Genomic DNA, 930 nt, shown 5'->3' with positions numbered 1-930 from the left:
GTGCGTCAGCAGTTCCGTATCGCCGAGGGCCACGAGCTGTCGATCACCGAGGACCCGGCCCCGCGCGGCCACTCGTTCGAGTTCCGCATCAACGGTGAGGACGCCGGTCGCGGCTTCCTCCCGGCGCCCGGCCCGGTCGTCGTCTACCGCGAGCCCGCGGGCCCCGGTGTGCGGGTCGACTCCGGTGTGGTCGAGGGTTCGGTCATCGGCGGCCAGTTCGACTCCATGCTGGCCAAGCTGATCGTGACCGGTGAGAACCGTGAGCAGGCGCTGCAGCGCGCCGCCCGCGCGCTGGCCGAGTTCCAGATCGAGGGTCTCGCGACCGTCATCCCGTTCCACCGCCACATCGTCGAGAACCCCGCGTTCATCGGTGACGGCGAGAAGTTCGACGTCTACACCAAGTGGATCGAGAACGAGTGGGACAACCCGATCGAGCCCTACACCGGTGCGGTCGCCATCGACGAGGACGAGGAGGCCCCGCGCCAGAAGGTCGTCGTCGAGGTCGGTGGCCGTCGCCTCGAGGTGTCGCTGCCGGGTCAGTTCTCGGTCGGCGCCGCCGCGTCCGCCAATGGCGCGGGCGTCGTCCGTAAGAAGCCCAAGGCGCGCAAGCGCGGTGGCGCGGGCGCGGGTGCCGCCTCCGGTGACGCCGTGACCGCCCCGATGCAGGGCACCGTGGTCAAGGTGGCCGTCGAAGAGGGTCAGTCCGTCGAAGCGGGCGACCTGGTTGTGGTGCTCGAGGCCATGAAGATGGAGAACCCGGTCACCGCCCACAAGGCCGGTGTCATCACCGGTCTCGCGGTGGAGGCCGGCGCGGCCATCACCCAGGGCACCGTCCTGGCCGAGATCAAGTAACGCAAGACAATTCGCGAGTGGCCGCTCACCAGGCTGTGTTCGGCCCCACGCGGGAAATTGGTGGGATTGGTGAAACAC

Annotated in this window: 1 protein-coding gene; it reads left to right on the top strand. The window is 69.0% G+C overall.

Annotated features, from left to right (window positions below):
• A partial coding sequence (locus ACWELJ_RS33695; protein WP_452370112.1) for a biotin/lipoyl-containing protein occupies positions 1 to 852 on the top strand: 852 nt, incomplete at its 5' end.
• Positions 853 to 930 lie beyond the last annotated feature (78 nt).

The sequence above is a fragment of the Nocardia sp. NPDC004582 genome, from assembly GCF_053602115.1.
This window is presented reverse-complemented; position numbering and strand designations above follow the sequence as displayed.